The sequence below is a fragment of the Ralstonia sp. SET104 genome (assembly GCF_003851545.1).
In the GTDB taxonomy this organism is placed as follows: domain Bacteria; phylum Pseudomonadota; class Gammaproteobacteria; order Burkholderiales; family Burkholderiaceae; genus Ralstonia.
In genome coordinates, this window is sequence record NZ_BHVX01000006.1 from 126,146 (window position 1) to 143,291 (window position 17,146).

15 protein-coding genes are annotated in these 17,146 nt (G+C 64.3%); all 15 read left to right on the forward strand.

The features are described from left to right. The first annotated feature begins 167 nt into the window (after positions 1-167). The 15 genes from PSUB009319_RS09840 to PSUB009319_RS09910 all read left to right on the forward strand — a co-directional run bounded on the left by PSUB009319_RS09840 (position 168) and on the right by PSUB009319_RS09910 (position 17,088). Positions 168-347, forward strand: a complete 180-nt coding sequence (locus PSUB009319_RS09840; RefSeq protein WP_124382183.1) for a Flp family type IVb pilin — start codon at positions 168-170, stop codon at positions 345-347. Between the two features lie 96 nt (positions 348-443). Further along, complete coding sequence (locus PSUB009319_RS09845; protein ID WP_260392931.1) at positions 444-908, forward strand: prepilin peptidase; 465 nt, start codon at positions 444-446, stop codon at positions 906-908. 62 nt (positions 909-970) lie between these two features. After that, a complete protein-coding gene (locus PSUB009319_RS09850; protein ID WP_124382045.1) occupies positions 971-1,474 on the forward strand; it encodes a TadE/TadG family type IV pilus assembly protein in 504 nt (167 codons plus the stop codon). A gap of 32 nt (positions 1,475-1,506) precedes the next feature. Further along, a complete protein-coding gene (gene cpaB, locus PSUB009319_RS09855; RefSeq protein WP_124382046.1) occupies positions 1,507-2,442 on the forward strand; it encodes a Flp pilus assembly protein CpaB in 936 nt (311 codons plus the stop codon). Then, a complete protein-coding gene (locus tag PSUB009319_RS09860; protein ID WP_124382047.1) occupies positions 2,435-3,802 on the forward strand; it encodes a type II and III secretion system protein family protein in 1,368 nt (455 codons plus the stop codon). Before cpaB ends, PSUB009319_RS09860 begins: the two co-directional genes overlap by 8 nt. 12 nt (positions 3,803-3,814) lie before the next feature. Next, positions 3,815-5,158 carry a CpaE family protein gene (locus PSUB009319_RS09865; RefSeq protein WP_124382048.1) on the forward strand — a complete coding sequence of 448 codons (1,344 nt, stop codon included), beginning with the start codon at positions 3,815-3,817 and terminating at the stop codon, positions 5,156-5,158. Next, positions 5,155-6,510 (forward strand): CpaF family protein, encoded by a 1,356-nt coding sequence (locus PSUB009319_RS09870; protein ID WP_124382049.1) that lies wholly within the window; start codon positions 5,155-5,157, stop codon positions 6,508-6,510. Before PSUB009319_RS09865 ends, PSUB009319_RS09870 begins: the two co-directional genes overlap by 4 nt. Beyond that, positions 6,503-7,429: a type II secretion system F family protein gene (locus PSUB009319_RS09875; RefSeq protein WP_124382050.1), complete on the forward strand. Its 927-nt coding sequence runs from the start codon at positions 6,503-6,505 to the stop codon at positions 7,427-7,429. Before PSUB009319_RS09870 ends, PSUB009319_RS09875 begins: the two co-directional genes overlap by 8 nt. A 9-nt stretch (positions 7,430-7,438) precedes the next feature. Next, positions 7,439-8,428 (forward strand): type II secretion system F family protein, encoded by a 990-nt coding sequence (locus tag PSUB009319_RS09880; protein WP_124382051.1) that lies wholly within the window; start codon positions 7,439-7,441, stop codon positions 8,426-8,428. A gap of 1 nt (position 8,429) precedes the next feature. After that, a complete protein-coding gene (locus PSUB009319_RS09885; RefSeq protein WP_124382052.1) occupies positions 8,430-9,359 on the forward strand; it encodes a tetratricopeptide repeat protein in 930 nt (309 codons plus the stop codon). Next, positions 9,356-9,688 carry a DUF3613 domain-containing protein gene (locus tag PSUB009319_RS09890; RefSeq protein ID WP_124382053.1) on the forward strand — a complete coding sequence of 111 codons (333 nt, stop codon included), beginning with the start codon at positions 9,356-9,358 and terminating at the stop codon, positions 9,686-9,688. Before PSUB009319_RS09885 ends, PSUB009319_RS09890 begins: the two co-directional genes overlap by 4 nt. A 17-nt stretch (positions 9,689-9,705) precedes the next feature. Further along, complete coding sequence (locus tag PSUB009319_RS09895) at positions 9,706-11,409, forward strand: TadG family pilus assembly protein (RefSeq protein WP_306308030.1); 1,704 nt, start codon at positions 9,706-9,708, stop codon at positions 11,407-11,409. A 15-nt stretch (positions 11,410-11,424) separates the two neighbouring features. Then, on the forward strand, positions 11,425-12,813 hold the full coding sequence (locus PSUB009319_RS09900) for a sigma 54-interacting transcriptional regulator (protein ID WP_124382055.1): 1,389 nt from the start codon (positions 11,425-11,427) through the stop codon (positions 12,811-12,813). Between the two features lie 106 nt (positions 12,814-12,919). Further along, on the forward strand, positions 12,920-13,699 hold the full coding sequence (locus PSUB009319_RS09905; protein ID WP_124382056.1) for a DUF2968 domain-containing protein: 780 nt from the start codon (positions 12,920-12,922) through the stop codon (positions 13,697-13,699). A 149-nt stretch (positions 13,700-13,848) separates the two neighbouring features. Then, on the forward strand, positions 13,849-17,088 hold the full coding sequence (locus PSUB009319_RS09910) for a cytochrome P450 (protein WP_124382057.1): 3,240 nt from the start codon (positions 13,849-13,851) through the stop codon (positions 17,086-17,088). Positions 17,089-17,146 lie beyond the last annotated feature (58 nt).

A 17,146-nucleotide genomic window follows, 5' to 3' on the forward strand; every position in this document is an offset into this window, starting at 1 on the left:
TTTCCTTGCCGAAACGAGGCAGGCAAAAAAATTTTTTAAGCCTGTGTCATTGCTCTAAATCCCATACGTTTAATTTTTTTATTAGCAATATGAACTGGCTATGGTCGGAGCGCCAAAAGCCGGTCGAGATCAATACATCCGCGGGCGAGTGCAAACAGGAGAGAATCATGAAAAACGCCGTTCTGAAGTTCCTTCGCGACGAACAAGGTGCCACTGCCGTTGAATACGGCATGATCGCGGGTCTGGTCGCGGCTGCGATCACACTCATCGTCGGCAAGTTGGGCTCCCAGCTCAACACTGTGTTCGTCAACATCTGCCAGGCCGTCAACAAAGGAACTGCATGCTAGAGCAGCGCCTTGTATAGCCACGCGGACACCGTTGGTTGGGCAAGTGTCGTAGTTCTCGCCGTTCTTGCAATCACGTGGGACATTCGCTCGCGGCGCGTGCCGAACTGGCTTGTCGCTGCAGGCGTGGTGCTGTCCATCGTGCTGATCAAGCTCGGCGGGGTCGAGGCACTTGCCTATGACTGGCAAGACTTCTGGCTTGGTGGAGTCATCGCATTCGTCGGTTTCCTGCCGCTCTACATGTTGGGCTGGATGGGCGCGGGCGACGTCAAGTTTTTCTCGGTAACCGGGTTGCTGGCCGGCTGGCACGGCCTGATCGCAGTGTGGCTGGTCTCGAGCCTGATCGCGGGACTGCATGGGCTTGCGATCGTGATGCTGCGCCACTTCGATGTGTCTTCACCTTCCGCATGGCTGGTGATGCGCATGTGCCCAGCGCTTGAGCGCTGGGACGTCGCGCAAGCCGGACGCCGCGGCATTCCGTATGCGGCCTATATGGCTATCGGATTGCTGTGCCTGCCGTGGGTGCCCTCCACGATGCGGATGCCCTGGTTGCCGGGCATGTAGCCAGAAGAATCAAGCATTGAAGAAGAGCCGCAAAGCGGCCCGCCTATAAAAAGGAGTCGGCCATGCCGACATTGCGACGGGAACGGGAGGGTGCATGCATGCACCCAAGTGCGCGCAGGCCTGTGGTTCGCCCGCTTGGGCGACGTGGGAGCCGCGGTGCGGCTTCTGTCGAATTTGCCGTAGTCGTGCCGGTGCTGCTGGCGCTGATGCTGAGCATCGTGTATTACGGCGTGATTCTGGCCATGCAGCAGGTTCTGACGCTGGCCGCTGAAGAAGGCGCCCGCGCTGCACTGCGCTATCAGTCTTCCAACACACAGCGCGTGGCGGCTGCCTACACGGCCGCCAACGCGGCGCTGCCATCTTTCATCAGTGCGCAGGTTGCGACCAACCAGAGCGCATCGCCGTTGGTGGCGTGTCCGACCGTCGCGAGCATGCAATGCCTGAGCGTCGTGCTCACGCTGCCGGTCACCGCGGGCGCAACGCCACTCCTGCCCGCTATCCCGCTGCTGCCCGTTCCGTCCACGCTGACGGGCTCTGCCGTCGTGCAGTTGGTGCCGGGTTCGTGACCTTTCTCAGTTCGCTGATTCAAGCCGCCCAGATGACCAGCAAACATCTCCAGATTTTCGCCGCCGCACTTTTGCTGCTTGCCGCCATTCTTGGCGCCGTGGCGTGGAAGAGCGCGCACCGCCCGCCGACGCCCGTGGCCGTACAGCAAGATGGCAAGACGGTGTATCCCGTTGTTGTCACCATAAAGCCGCTCGAGGCCGGCAAGGCCATCACCGCAGATCAGGTGGCCATCGAACGGTTGCCCATCAACCCGACGGATGCGTTTTCCGATGTGACCAAGGTGGTGGGACGTGAGCCTGTCTTGCCGATTGGCGTGGGTGTGCCGCTGATTGCGTCGCAACTCTCGTCGGGGTTGGCGCAGCAGGTGGAAGCCGGGCAGCGCGCGATCGCCATCACCGTTGACGAGGTGATCGGGGTGGGCAATCGCGTCATGCCGGGCGACTACGTGGACGTGTTTCTCGTGATGCGCAAGGACGGCCAGGAGATCGCAGACAGCCAGGCGCGCCTGCTGCTGCCGCACCTGCGCGTGCTGGCGTTTGGCCCGCTGGCCGTCAATGAAGGGCCGCAGAAGCAGCCGGACAACAACGCCGTGACGCGCAAGGTTGACCAAGCCAAAACGGCGGTGCTGGCCGTGCCGGTAGAGGCTGTCAGCCAGTTGGCGATGGCACATCAGAGCGGCCGATTGCTGCTGGCGCTGCGTAACCCCGCAGACGATGCTGAACCGACCATCAAGCCCCAGGACGCCGCGTTGCTGGCCGCCACCAACCGCAACCCGATGGACGTTGCACAGGCCGGCGTGTCGCTGGCCAGCCTGACTGGTTTGCCGCGCCGCCCGGCCGCTGTGCAGCCATCGCCGCTGCAGGCGATGGCTGCGGCGCGCACTACGGTGCGCAGCAGTGCCGCGAGCACCGCCAACACTGGCATCGAGATCATCCGCGCAGGAAAACGTGAGGAGCAACATGACTGATGCCGCCATGGTTCGCGGTTGGGTGGGTGCACTCGCGTTGGGTTGTGCTGCCTTTGTGTCGACCGCATTTGCTGAGACAGCGCCGGCTGGCCAGACGCTGCACCTGCTGGCCGGCAGCCAACGCGAAATCCGCCTGGGCAAACCGCTGGAGCGCATTGCCATCGGCAACCCCGAGATTGCCGATGCGCTGCTGCTCAAGGGGCGCAGCGCGGCCAGCAGCGTGTTGATCATCGCCAAAAAACCGGGCGCCGCCAGCGTGATGGTCTGGACACAAGGCGGCGTCGCGACGACTTACAACGTCCAGGTGGATGCCGCGGCTCCGCAGCCGGGTGACCCCAATGTCATCGCACAAGGTGATACCGCCGTGGTGTCCGGCTACGCCAAGGACGTCTATGCGCTGGCACGTTCCCGCCGCGCCGCCACCGCTGCCAGTGGAGGCGAGAAACCCAAGAGCGGCAACGTGATCGACAACACTTCGCTGAATGTGCCCGGCACAGTGCAGGTGGACGTGCGCGTGGTGGAGTTCAGCAAGACGGTGTTGAAGGAGGCAGGCTTCTCCTTCACGCGCCGAAGGGGGGGATTTGCTTTTGGCACGTTCTCGCCGACGTCGCTGACGCAGGCAACGTTTGATCCATCTTCCGGACTGAGCACGCAATCGACCTCGCCGATCAGCTCGGCGTTCAATCTGCTGGCGGGGTCCGTCAGCAAGGGCCTCTTCGCCAACCTGAGCCTGATCGAATCGAACGGCATGGCGCGCGTGCTGGCCGAGCCCAGCCTGGTTGCACTGTCAGGCCAGAGTGCCAACTTCCTGGCAGGCGGCGAGATCCCGATTCCCGTGCCGCAAGCGCTGGGAACCACCACCATCGAGTACAAGCCGTTCGGCATTGGGCTGACGGTGTCGCCAACGATCCTGTCGGAAAACCGCATCGCCCTGAAAGTAGCGCCGGAAGCGAGCGATCTGGACTTCAGCCGCGGCATCACGCTCAACGGCGCGACAGTGCCAGCCATCGTCACGCGCCGGGCTGATACCACTGTGGAACTGGGAGACGGCGAGAGCTTCGTCATCGGCGGGCTGGTCAGCCGGTCTACGCTGTCCAATGTCGACAAAGTGCCGTTCCTGGGCGACGTGCCGATCATCGGGACGTTCTTCAAGCGCCTGAACTACAACCAGGAAGAGCGTGAACTGGTGATCATCGTGACGCCACACCTCGTCAAGCCGATGGCACGCAATGCACCCATCGACAAGATGCTGCCGGGGCAGAGCGGCGGGCAGGATCGTGATACCGCTGGCGCCCCCGTCTGGCAGCCGTTTGCGCTGGGGGTGGCGGATCCGGCCATCATGCCTGGGTTCTCGAAGTAAGAAGGAGCAGGCATGGATTACTTCCTTCTGCACGGCGGCGTGCGTGCTGGCATGCAGGGCGATACCCAGTCGGCAGGTGTGCATCGTTGGCTGGCCGGGGCGATTCGCGAGCTGGGTGTGCTGGTGGCCGAAGCCATCGGCCACGATGCGTTTATCGAGCAGATCGGCGCAGTGAACCCCGAAGTGGTGTTCGTGCGCTTTGCGTCGTCCCCCACGCTGATTGATGTGCCTGATCAGGACCAGAAGCTGGGCGAGGGCACCGACGCGATCAACGAAGCCACGCAACTGGTCGCACAACTCACGCGGCTGTTTCCTGGCCTGCCGCTGGTGGCCGTGGGCTCCGCTGCCGATGGCCGCGCGATGCTGGCCGCGCTGCGTGCGGGGGTCAAGGATTTCGTTGACGTGGATGGCGCACCTGCCGAGGCCGTGCGCGTTGTGCGCCGCCTGCTGGCAGAGCGCGCGTCGGCCGAGCCGACCCGTCGCGGTCGCGTGCTGGCCATTCTGGGTGCACGCCCGGGTGTGGGCGCCACCACGTTGGCCACCAACCTTGCCACCCTGGTGCGCCGCACGTCTGCCAGCGATGTGATGCTGCTCGACCTTGGCCAGCCGTTGCGCGACGGCGCGCTGTATCTCAACGTGCCGGCCAACTTCCATTTTGTTGAGGCCGTGCGTAACCTGCGCCGCTTCGATCAAGTGTTCGTGCAGACCGCGCTGTCGCGGCACCCGAACGGGCTGGCCGTGCTGCCGCTGCCGATCTCGCTGGCGGAGATGCGTGACATCTCGTTCTCCGAGGCGCTCGGCCTGCTCAACCGCTTGCGCACGTTCTTTGACCTGCAGGTCGTGGACCTCGGCGGCTTTGGCAATATTGATTTCATCGCCCAGATCGTCAAGGCCGCTGATGATGTGATGCTGGTGACCGAGCAGAGCGTGGGCGCCATCGTCTCGGCTGCGGAGCTGATGCAGGAACTCAAAAAGCGCGAGATTGACCGCGACCACCTGCGCCTGACGATTTCGAAGTTCGACACGCGTCTGTCTTTGGACGCGGCGCAGATTGCCGAGCGGCTGGAGATTTCCTCTGTGCTGACCTTGCCGAACCGCCGTGCGCCGCTGGTGATTGCTTCCAACCAGGGCGCCATGCTGGCCGAAACCCACCCCGCCGACGCCTACGTGCGTGCGCTGGCCCAGATTGCCCAGACGCTTGGTTACGCCCAGCAGAGTGAACGCACTTTGGGCGTATCGGGCTGGGTGTCTGACCTCGGTGCCCGCCTGGGTGGGCGCTTTGGCGGAGGCTCAAAACGCAAGCCGGCAGACGCCGCTGAACTGGATATCGGTACCACCGAACGGAACGCGACATGACACAACCCATCGAGTTCTCCAACCAGGCGGACGCCGGCAACGGCGTGTTTGCCGTTTCACAGGCCTTCCAGGACATCAAAGAGGCCGCGCACGAACACCTGCTGACGCGCATCGAAGAGCTTGGTGCCGAGTTCGGCCGCTGGTCGCGCACGGCCATCCAGCGTTTTGTCGACCTGGAGGTGGAGGGCTTCACGCGCATGCGACGCATTCCCGTCAACGAGACGGAGATCCGCCAGATTGCCGAGGCGCTCACCAAAGAACTGGCCGGCTTCGGCCCGATTGAAGACCTGCTGGCCGATCCGGCAGTGGAGGACATTCTCGTCAACGGCCATTTGGACGTTTACGTATCGCGCCACGGCATTCTGGAGCGCATTCCGGTGCGCTTTGCCGACAACAACCACCTGCTGCGCATCGTGCGCCGCATCCTCGCACCAATCGGGCGCAGGCTGGATGAATCGAATCCGATGGTGGATGCGCGCCTGCCCGACGGCGGCCGCATCAACGTGGTCATTCCTCCGCTGGCGCTCGAAGGGCCGGTGGTGTCGATCCGCAAGTTTCGCAAAGACCCGCTCAAGCCCGAAGACCTGCTCGGTCTTGGCACCATGAACGAAGAGATCGGCGCACTGATCGAGGCCGCGGTGCGTGCCCGCTGCAACATCCTTGTGAGCGGGGGCACAAGCTCAGGCAAGACGTCGTTGCTTAACGCGATGGCGTATCACATCCCGGCGACCGAGCGCGTGATCACCATTGAAGACACGGCGGAGCTGTCGCTCAACCACCCGCATGTCGTGCGCTTGGAGAGCCGGCCGGGTGGCTTCGAGGGAACGGGCGTCGTGACGATTCGTGAGCTGCTGCGCAACAGCCTGCGCATGCGGCCAGACCGCATCATCGTGGGCGAAGTGCGCGGCGGCGAAGTGCTGGAAATGCTGCAGGCCATGAGCACCGGCCACGATGGCTCGATGGGCACCATCCACGCCAGCAGCCCACGCGAATGCTTGTATCGGTTGGAAATGCTGGCGGGCTTTGCCGGCTTCCAGGGCAGTGAGGTGAGCTTGCGCCGGCAGATCACCAACGCGATCGACTTCATCGTGCAGATCGGGCGGCTGTCCAACGGCAAGCGCCGCATCCTGTCGATCACCGAGGTCACCGGGCTGGGAGACAACATCGTTTCCACCCAGGAGCTGTACCGCTACGAGCCCTACATCGGCGCAGACGGTGAGGAGGTCGACCGCTGGACGGCACTCGGCCTGCAGCCGCATTCGCCCAAGTTGGCCCGCATGCGCAATAGCGAGGCTGGCGCAATGGACAGCGGCATGACCGGATTCGGCGGCGGAGGCCGTTTCCATGTCTAGCATGACGCTCTGGTTCGGTTGCCTTGCACTGCTGCTGATGGGCGCCTCGCTCATGCTGTGGGCGCAGGCCATGCGCCGCCGCGAGCGCGAGGCATCGCGCAGCTTCGTGCGCGCACAAACCGACCAGATCAACGCACGTTATCAGCCCAACGTGGAGGCGGCACCGGCCAGCGTGCCCGCTTCGCTCCACCGTGTCTGGATCGATGCACTGCGCCGCGCCGATATCGAACCGAGTCGCCGTTTCTACATGCTGCTGATCTTGCCCGCAGCCCTGATTACGCTGATGGTCTGGGCGCTGTCGAGCATGGTGTCGGCAATGATGGCGCTGGGGTTGTACGCGTTGATTGCCGTGTTCCTGTTCTGGAACCGCACGCGGAAGATGAATGAACGCCTGCTCCAACAGTTGCCGGGCTTTCTGGATGGCGTGGTGCGCCTGATGAGCATCGGCAGTGCCGTGCCCGCAGCGTTCCAGGCCGCGAGCGCCAATACCGAGCAACCGCTGCGTAACTGCCTGATTGCCATCACGCAGATGCAGCGTGCGGGCAAAGACCTCGATGCCGCTGTGCTGACGGTGGGCAAGCAGTACCACGTCAATGAACTGATTTTGCTCTCGTCGGTGCTGCGGCTGTCGCTGCGCTACGGCGGTCGGGCAGACATCGTGATGGAGCGCACCGCGGCGTTCATGCGTGATCGGCAGCAGGCACAGCGGGAGTTGCTGGCGTTGTCGGCTGAAACGCGGCTGTCGGCGTGGATCATCGGGTTGCTGCCGATTGTGGTGGGAGGCGTGATCATCATGTTCAACGCTGCATACATCATGTCGATGTGGCACGACCCGTTCGGCAAGACGCTGATCCTGACGGCATTCGGCATGGAAGTGATCGGTGCGGTTATGCTCGCCAGACTCGCTAAATCGGTCTAAGGAGGGCGCATGGACGATCCGCTCATCACGCTCAGTCTGACCGCCGCCGCAGCGGGTGTGCTGGTGTTCGGCGGCCTGGCGCTGCGGGCAACGCTCACGCGCTATCGCAGCGCGCGCAAACTCGATACGGCGTTGTCCGACATGCGGGCGACGGCAGCCAATCCGGCTGCGACCACGGCTGCGCATGCCGTGCCTCCGGCTGCCAAGGCGCGCCCACACGGCACGCGCGAAGCCCAGCAGCTTCAACGGCAGATTGCCAAGGTGGGGCAGCGCTGGATCGACACCAGCCTCGGGCAACGCATCGTCACGGAAGAAGATCGCAAGTTGCTGGAAGAGTGCGGCTACTACGGCGAGCACGCACGCACTGTCTTTGGTGGCACGCGCATCGTGCTGCCGCCGGTGCTGGCCGTGGTTGGCGCGTTGAATGCCACGTCGATCCTGTTGGTGTTCGTGTGGGGTTTTGTCGGCTTTGCGTTGGGTTACCTGGGGCCCAAGTGGCTGCTCGGCCGCCGCAAGGAGAGCCGCCGCCGCCGCTTGGACGACGAATTGGCCGTCATGGTGGACATGCTGCGCCTGCTGCAAGGGGTGGGCCTGTCGATCGACCAAAGCCTGCAGGTGATCGCCAATGAATTCCACAGCATGTTGCCTGTGCTGGCAGGCGAGTTCGGGCGTGCCAATCAGCAGTTCGCTTCGGGCCGCCCGCGCGAACAGACGCTGTTGCGCATCGCTCGCCTGTTCGACAACGAAGACCTGAAAGGCCTGATCACACTGCTCACGCAGGTCGACCGTTTTGGCGGTGCGGTGCAGGAACCGCTGCGCCAATTTGGTGGGCGTTTGCAGGAAAACCGTCGCGCTCGCCTGAAAGAGCGCGTGGGCCAGTTGACCGTCAAGATGACGATGGTCATGGTCATGACGCTGCTGCCGGCGCTGTTGATCATCACGGCCGGGCCGGGCTTCATGAACGTAATGCGCAGCCTGCAACATTCCGGGGGAAATTGAGATGGCACGGTTCCCGAAAACCAAACATGCATGGCTGGGGGCGCTGTCGATCCTGCCGGCGCTTTTGTCGGGCTGCGGCTCGATGGCCACGTCTGACATGGGCCTGCGCGCTGATGCCGATATTGAAATGGCACGTCAGCGCCAGAGCCAGGAGAAGGCGGAGATCGCCAGTCCGGCGACCTATCTCTCGTTGATTCGCAAGATGCAGGAACAGGGCCTGTACTACGCGTCGCTGGCGCATATCGATGCCTACCAGCAACGCTATGGCCGCGCACCCGAGATCATGCTGCTGCGCGCGGACGCGCTGCGCGAAACCGATCAGCTTGCCGCTGCCGATGCCGAATACCGCGCGGCGGTAGGGGCCACGTCTGCCATGGGCGCAGGCACGCAAGGCGGATTGCTCAATGCTGCGGCCTGGCGCGGCCTGGGCATCGTTGCGGGGCGCCAGGGCAATTTTGCTGAAGCGGCCCGCAGGCTGCAGGTGGCCGCTCAAGCCAACCCGACCGATGCCAGTACGGCCAGCGATCTCGGCTACGCGCTGATGCGCGCTGGCGAGGTCGAGCAAGCCCGTGTGCCGTTGATGCAGGCGCAGCAGATGGCCACCGCCAGCCCGAAGATCGCGGGCAACCTGGTGATCTGGCTGACTGTGAACGACCGCAAGGACGATGCTGCATCGCTGGCTTCGCACGCACAACTGACGGCATCCGCCCGCAAGGCCATCGACGAAGACGTGGCGCGCGTGCGTGGGGCGTGGCGCGATCGGCGTATGGCCCGCGACGCTGCGTCGGTGGCTCCGCGCGCCGTAGCGGCTGCGCCAACCACGGGTAACACTGTTGTGGCCGTTACCGCTGGTACCACCGCCAATACCCCGCCGCATCCGCTGGCGCTGCAGCGTGGCCGCTTGCTTGACACCTTGGAGACTGCGCAATGATTCACCGCATGCTGATGACTGCCGGCGTGGTGGCATGGTTGATGTGCAATCCGGCCAGTGCCCAAGGGTTGTCTGGCGGCAACCCGCAGAGCGCTACACAGGCCACGCCCAACCTGGGCGCGAATGTGAACGATGCCACCCGCGCCTTGCTCAAGGCGCAACGCGACGGAACGTATGCCGGCGAGTTCGTCCCGCTGCGCGGCGAACAGGCGGCGTTGGCGTACCAGCGTTATCTCGATACGTTCAGCCGGCCGATGCCGGGTCTTACCCAGCAGGGTTCTGGCGGGCGAGCCCCCACAAGCAACCTCGGCCAGCCGTCTGGGCGCTGAAAGCTGACGGACCCGCCGTGACACGCGCTGCTCCCCGCCTTCGTCGAGCCGACAAGCTCCACCGCCGCCTGCGCGGCGCGGTGAGCGTGATGACTGCCACCTTCATCGCCACGGTTGGTTTGGCGGTGCTCGTGTCCATCGACATCGGCAACCTGTTCTATACGCAGCGCGCGCTGCAGCGCTCGGCAGACCTCGCAGCCATGGCGGCGGCGCAGCGGTTGGATCTGCCTGCCGCAGCCCAGCAGTCTGCCGTGCAGAACGGACTAACGGTGGATGGCACCAACATCACGCTGGCGGTCGTGCCGGGCGTGTGGGATTCGAACGCGGGGACTGCGCCCACATACTTCACCGCGCAAGCGGCCGTTGACAACAACACGAACGCCGCGCAAGTGACGATCACGCAAAGCGTGCCGTACTTCTTCATGGTCGGGAATCGGCAGTTGCAGGCGACGGCGATTGCGAAGAACACGCCGGTCGCGTCGTTTTCGCTGGGGTCTGGCTTGGCATCGGTGGACGCTGGCCTGCTCAACCAGCTTCTGGGCAGCCTGCTTGGCAATACCAACCCCTTGAGCTTGAGTCTCGTTTCCTATCAAGGTCTGGCGAACACCAACATCCGCATCGCTGACTTGATGGCCGCGGTGGGCGTGGGCACCGTGCAGCAATTGCTGTCGACGCAGCTGACGTTGACGCAGTTTTTCAACGCTGTCATTTCGGCGGGGGCACAGAACGGGTTGGCCGGAGTATCGGCCGGTACCGTGGCCGCACCAAATACATTGGTCCTTGGTCCTCTGTTGAGTGGCACGACCATCAATATGGGCAACAGCGTTGGCGCACCGGGTGTTCTGCAATTGCTTGCGGCCGTGGGCAATGACCAAGCGGCGGCAGACGCCACATTGAATGTTCTGGATCTGCTAATGACGGCAGCGCAGATTGCGAATGCGCAGAACGGCGCGACAATCTCGACCAATCTGGGGTTGCCGGGCGTGGCGGGCCTGCCCGGTTTGGTCAACGTCGGGCTGTCGCTCAAGATCATCCAGCCGCCAGTGATTGCCGTGGGGCCGCCCGGCACCGATGCGTCGGGGAACTGGCGTACCGTGGCACGCACCGGACAAGTCAGTCTCGGCTTGAATGTTTCCGCTTCGGTACTTGGTCTGGCCAACTTGAACGTTCCGATGGGGTTGATTGTGGCCGGTGCGAGCGCGCATTTCGAAGCCGCCCATTGCCCAGTGCCCCGTAGCGGCATGTCGGCAGACTTCGGGGGGCAGATTGCGCCCGTATCGCTGTGCATTGCAAATGGGGCCGCCACCGCGGCAGGCAGTATCAGCGGCTATTCGTGTCCCGCTACGCCCGCGGTCGTACTGCAGGCATTGGGTGTGGACGCAGTATCGTTGCAAGCAAGCGTTGCTCCTGCGGCAAGCACGGGGTGGACGCCCGACCCCACCACGCTGACGGTTGGGCAGACCGTGCGGGCATCGGGCACCGGTACTTTTTTTGCCTCGGTCCTGAACGATACGAATCAGGTCAAGCTGAAAGTTCTGAGCTTGAATGCATTGAACCTCCTGGGGCTTTCCGATGTGATCGTCCGGGCGACGCTCGGCCTTGTAGGCCAGACGCTGGATACCCTGTTGTCGCCCTTGCTCGAAGTCCTCGGTATCCAACTCGGCTATGCCGACATCAAACTCCTTTCGCTCGACTGCGATGCTGTTGAGCTGGTTTTCTGACATGGAAGCGACGACATGAAAACCGATCGCTGGGCGTACGAAACGCTTGAGATTTTCGTCTGGGAAGGCCGTCACGACATCGCTGATCGTGTGGCACGGTTCATGGCGCCGTTCGGGGCAGAGGTGATCCGTGCGGGCGGTATCGACTTTCAGCCCGCGGAGCCTCGGCTGAAGCCGGCGGTCGCCGTTATCAGCGCGTCGGTGGTGGAGAGCGGTGGTTTTACCGTGCTCGACTGGCAGGCCGCGCAAGGCATGCCGGTGATCTGGGTCGCCGCAGATACGCAGCATGATTCGAGCCGTTTTCCGCCCGAATACACGCATGTGCTGGGGCCGGACTTCGGCGCCACCGAGCTGCGCGCGCAGATCACCAAGGTCTTGCCGTCGATGTCGTCTGCGCAAGCGCAAGCGCAGGATCAGAGTGCCCTCGTGGCTGCGTCCCCCGCCATGCATGGGCTGCTGGAACAGGTCGATACCTTTGCCGATTGCGACAGCAACGTCATGCTCTACGGCGAAACCGGTGCGGGCAAGGAGCGCATTGCCCGCCTGCTGCACGACAAGAACAGCGTCTATGGCAAGGGGCCGTTCGTGGCGGTCAACTGCGGCGCGATTCCCGATGGGCTGTTCGAATCGCAGTTCTTCGGTCATGCCAAGGGCGCATTCACCGGTGCCATGTATGCGCACCGCGGCTACTTTGAGCAGGCCAACGGCGGCACGCTGTTCCTCGATGAGTTGGGCGACTTGCCGCTCTACCAGCAAGTGAAGCTGCTGCGCGTGCTGGAAGACAGTGAATGCACGCGGTTGGGCTCAACGGTGCCGGTCAAGCTCGATTTCCGCCTGGTGGCCGCCACGAATAAGAACCTGCGTGAGATGGTCGCCACGGGCAAATTTCGCGCCGATTTGTACTTTCGCCTGGCCGTGATCGAGCTGCGCATTCCCAGCCTGGAGCAGCGCGGCGCAGACGACAAGATCGCGCTGTTGTTGTCCTTCCTGCGGCATTTGCTGGGCGATAAGACCTGCGAAAGCATGCCACCGGTGCCCGAATGGGTGCGGGCGTCGGTCGGTCGGGCCTACTTTGCCGGCAATGTGCGCGAGCTGCGCAACCTGGCCGAGCGTATCGGCATCACCCTGCGGCAGTTTGGTCGCTGGGACGAGGCCCGCATCCTGCCGCTGTTCGCCGGGCTGCAGCGTGATGCTTTTGAGCGCGAAGGCGGCAACGGCGAGCGCAGCAACGGCGGCAATGGCGGGGAGGAGGAGCGCCGCCGTATCCTGGCTGCGCTCGACGCCAATAACTGGCGCCGTCAGGACAGCGCCGCCACGCTGGGCATCAGCCGCAAGGTGCTGTGGGAAAAGATGCGCAAATACCAGATTGCCGACGGGGAAACCGAGCTGCGCGAGCTGGAGTGAGGCCATACAACACCCTACTGTGCGGCGGGTGCCCGGCGTGCCACTTGGGCGGCGGATCGCGTATAGTTTTCAGCTGCAACACCTGCGCAGAATCCACAGGGTCGAGATGAGAACAAAAAAACAGTCAGGGAAAGCGTCATACCAGGCGTTTCAGAGGGGATTGGCCATTGCGGCCGCGATGGCAACTTTGGTTGGCACGGCCGCCTGCACATCGGCCGTGGCGCAGAGCCCAGCCGCACCTTCCACCGCCATCGCGCCGATGGCCGCTACGCCCGTGCCGGCGTTGACGGCTACAGTCGGGCAGCCAGCCGCCGAAGCACCTGCCGCCCGCGCGCCCGCTGCATCGGCCGGCACAGCGCGTCCGGCACCAACCAGCACCGTATTCGAGCTGCAGCAACGCATGCAGGCGCATGAGCTGTCTGAACTGCGCACCACCTACAACGGGGCGTATGGCGCCAGCCTGCTGTTTGCCCAGAGTGACCTGACGTACTACGTGACACTGTTCCAGAAAAAGGACCTCTGGCGCGTCATCAAGACCACCAACGAAGGCTATGCCGAGCGGCTGTACAACGACTTTGCCAAGCAGACGCGCACGATGGCCGATCTGGAGCTGCAGCGCATCCGCTTGGAAGCCCAGAAGGAGCGCTCCGAGCGCCAGATCGCAGCGCAGGAAGAAAAACTGCGCGGGCTGCAGACTGATCTGAGCATCCAGCGTCAACAGCAAGCCCAGGCGCTGGAGCATCAGAAGGTTGCCCGCTCCGAGGCCGATACGCTGGACGCCGAGCGCCGTGCCGCCCGCGCCCGCGTGGACGAGCTGCAGCGCCAGATCCGCGCGCTGGAAGCGCAGGTCAACGCACCGTTCGCGCCATCGCAGCGCAAGCGCTGATCCGGCACCCTGCATCACCCCAGAACGGGCGGCCTACGGGTCGCCCGGTTCACTTTTAGGGGCTTGCATTCAAACATGGCGACTTTGTTTGATGCCGGGCAAGGCGGCGCGTACATTGGCGGACAACCCATTTTCGCAGTCGACCGCGCATGCGTTCCGCCTCCGAGTTGCCCGCCAACGCCTCATCCGCAGCGGCGGAGCCCATCCCGCAGCCCAAAGGTCTGCCGTGGCTGGGCAACCTGCTTCAACTGCCCAAAGACCGCCTGGCCCAGACGCTGCTGGAAACCAGCCGGCAGTTTCCCCAAGGCCTCTACCAGCTCGACTTTGCCGGCCGGCGCGTGCCGTTTGTCTATTCCGCCGATCTGGTGGGCGAGCTGTGCGACGAAACGCGCTTTCGCAAGCTGATCGGCCCGCCACTGTCGTTCCTGCGGGCGGGGGCGGGCGATGGCCTTTTTACCGCGCATCAGGACGAACCCAACTGGGGCAAGGCCCACCGCATCCTGCTGCCGGCCTTTAGTCAACGCGCCATGAAGGGCTACTTCGACGTGATGCTCGACGTTGCCAATGCGCTGGCTGACAAATGGGCGCGTCAGGGCCCCGATGCCGACATTCCCGTGGCCGACGACATGACGCGGCTCACGCTCGACACCATCTCGCTGGCCGGTTTCGGATACCGTTTCGATTCGTTCAACACGCCTGATCTGCATCCGTTTCTGGCGGCCATGGTGGGCGTGCTGTCCGAAGCCATGGGCAAGCTCACGCGCCTGCCGCTCAAAGACCGGTTCATGCGTGAGCACCATCGCCGGTTCGAGCACGACGTGGCCGCCATGCATCAGTTGGTGGATGAGGTGATCCGTGCACGCCGTCAGGCAAAAGATGGCGGCATCGGCGCGAGCGACTTGCTGGGTCTGATGCTCAACGCGCGCGATCCGGTGTCGGACCAGCCTTTGGATGACACCAACATCCGCTTCCAGGTCATCACCTTCCTGATTGCCGGGCACGAAACCACCAGCGGGCTGCTGACCTTCGCGCTCTATATGCTGCTGCGCCACCCGGCCGTGCTCGCGCAAGCCTATGCCGAGGTCGACCGTGTGTTGCCGGGCGATACTGTGCCGCAGTACGCGCACCTCGCGCAGCTTGACGTGATCGAACGCGTGCTCAAGGAAACGCTGCGCCTGTGGCCAACTGCGCCGAGCTTTGGTGTGGCGCCGTATGAAGACACGCGCATCGGCGGCCGCTACGCTGTGGCAAAGGATCAGCGCGTCGTGACCGTGCTGCTGGCGCTGCACCGCGACCCCGCCGTGTGGGACCGCCCCGAGGTGTTCGACATCGACCGCTTCCTGCCCGAGAACGAAGCCCGCATCCACCCGCACGCCTACAAGCCCTTCGGTAATGGCGAACGCGCCTGCATTGGCCGCCAGTTCGCGCTGACCGAAGCCAAGCTGGCGCTGGCAGTGATCCTGCAGCGCTTTGCGTTGTCCGACCCGTACGACTACGGTTTTCACATCAAGGAAACGCTGACGCTCAAGCCGGACGGTTTCCGCCTGCGCGCGCGGCTGCGCAATGCGCGCGAACGGCTGTGGGCGGCCACGCCCTTGCGCACCGATGTGCCCACGCAAACCGGTGCCGAAGCCGCGCCCGCTGGCGGCGGTGAGCCCATGTACGTGTTGTACGGCGGCAGCCTGGGCACCTGTCAGGACATTGCCGAGCAGCTTGCCGCTACCGCATCGGGTGCTGGCTTCGATGCCACGGTGGCGCCGCTCGACACCATTGCCGACGCGCTACCGCAGCAGGGCACGCTGGTCGTGGTGGCCGCCACCTACAACGGCCGCGCGCCAGATAGCGCCCGCATGCTCGAGGGGCGGCTGGATGCCGCTGACGCGCTCTCGCGCCGGGCGACCGGATTACTTTATGCGGTGCTTGGCTGCGGCAACTCGCAATGGCCGGCGTTCCAGGCGTTTCCAAAACGGGTGGAAGCGATGCTCGCGGCATCCGGCGCACAAGCCATCGTGCCGCGCGGCGAGGCCGACGGCAACGCCGGTTTCGACGCCGCCGTCGATGCCTGGACGCGCAGTCTGTGGAGCGCCCTGGGCGCACGCCAGACACCAGCCGATGGCCCATCCGTCCGGGTCGACTATCTTGCGCCCGACGCCGTGCGTGCCGCCACGTTGCCGCCCACCGCCCGCGCAATGACGGTGCTCGGCAACGAAGAACTCGTGCGCGACCCGGCCGGCCTATGGGACTTCGCACAAGAGGCGCCGCGCGGCCCCACGCGCCATCTCACCGTGCGGCTGCCCGATGACGTGAGCTACGCCACCGGCGACCACCTTGCCGTCTACCCGCGCAATGCAGATGACCGTGTCGATGCCGCCATCGAGCGGCTCGCGCTGGAGGGCGATGCGCTCGTCACGCTTACCGCACGCCATGCGCACGTGCGGCACTTGCCGCTCAATCAGCCCGTGTCCGTGCGGCAGTTGCTGCGTGATTTCGTCGAGCTGCAGGACACCGCCACGGTGCGCGATATCACCGCGCTGCGTGCGCTCACGCGCTGTCCGTTCACGCGCGGCCAGCTTGCGGTTTGGCTGGAGGGTGACCAAGCCACGCAGCGCTTCGATCAGGACATTCATGCCGCACACGTGAGCGTGCTGGATCTGCTGATCCGCTTTCCCGCGATCGAATTGACGCTGGAAGCGTTCCTCGCGCGGCTTGGGGCGATGCGGCCGCGGTTCTACTCCATCGCATCATCGGCGCGTGTGTCGCCAGGCGTCGCCGCGCTGACGGTGGGCACGGTGTCGGGACCCGCATGGTCTGGGGTTGGCATGTATCGCGGCACGGCGTCGAACTACCTGATGACATTGCCGCCCGGTGCGGAGATTGCCGCCGCCGTGCGCACACCCAACCCGCCGTTCGCGCCCGACGCCGATGTCTGCAAACCGATGGTATTGATTGGCGCTGGAACAGGCATCGCGCCGTTCCGTGGTTTTCTGGAAGAGCGCGCCACACAGCAGGCTGCAGGTGAGGCGGTGGCAACGTCGCTGTTGTGCTTCGGCTGCCGTCACCCGGAACACGATTTCCTGTACGCCGACACCTTGCGCGCCTGGGAAAACGCAGGCGTGGTGCGCATCTTCCCGGCGTATTCCTGCGCGAGCGGCCATCCGCACCGCTTTGTGCAGCATGCCCTGTGGGACGCGCGCGAAACCGTGTGGGCGGCGTTCGATGCAGGCGCCACGTTGTATGTGTGTGGAGACGGTCGCGCCATGGCGCCGGCGGTGCGCGACACGCTCATCCGCATGCATCAGGCTCGCTACGGTAGCGATTTGGCCACGGCATCGGACTGGTTGACGGCGCAGATGCAATCCGGCCGTTACCGGCAGGACGTCTTTAATTGATGCTGCACATATCGCCGTTGGTGTTGCGGCTGCCGCATCGGCGGGGCGGCTTGAGCGG